Here is a 671-nt window from a genome sequence, read left to right as displayed (position 1 = left end):
TCAGCCGTCTGAAGTCGAAGAGCCAATGCAAGAGGTGGTTGAAGAAGAGATCATGCCTTCTGCATTTGATGCGCCTAAACAAGAGATGGAAATGGTTGAAGAAGTGGCTCCTGCCGTTGTTGAACAACCAGAAGAGCCAAAGCCAGAGCTGGAAATGCAAGTGATCGTGTTGAATGTTCATTGTGCGGGCGAAGAGCCATTTATTGGCACTGAACTTTTTGACAGTATGCAGCAAAATGGTCTTATCTATGGCGAGATGCATATCTTCCATCGTCATGTTGATTTATCTGGTAACGGTAAAGTGCTGTTCAGTGTGGCTAACATGATGCATCCGGGCACACTTGAGCATGGTGATCCCGCAGAGTTTTCGACGAAAGGCATTTCCTTCTTTATGACGTTGCCTTGCTATGGCGAAGCTGAGCAAAACTTCAACTTGATGTTGAGAACTGCACAGCAGATTGCGGATGATATGGGAGGAAATGTTCTCGATGACAAGAGAAACTTAATGACTCCTGACCGTTTAGCTGCTTATCGACGCCAAATAGTTGAGTTTAATGCGGCTAACGCATAATCTTACTACCCAATTATAAAAGGGCTCCGATTGGAGCCCTTTTTCATGGATTCCCAACCTCATCGATTGACAATATACGGGGCTTTACTATGTCTGAATC

At 44.9% G+C, this 671-nt stretch carries 1 protein-coding gene; it reads left to right on the top strand.

Annotation, left to right across the window (positions count from 1 at the left end):
- The coding region (gene zipA, locus R8O10_RS25440) for a cell division protein ZipA (RefSeq protein WP_318191986.1) at nt 1-571 on the top strand (571 nt) is incomplete at its 5' end.
- Nucleotides 572-671: the final 100 nt, after the last annotated feature.

It is taken from the genome of Vibrio sp. 1727, from assembly GCF_033344415.1.
Classification (GTDB): Bacteria; Pseudomonadota; Gammaproteobacteria; order Enterobacterales; family Vibrionaceae; genus Vibrio; species Vibrio alginolyticus.
The sequence above is the reverse complement of the archived record's forward strand: the minus strand, read 5'-3'. Positions and strand labels throughout refer to the sequence as shown.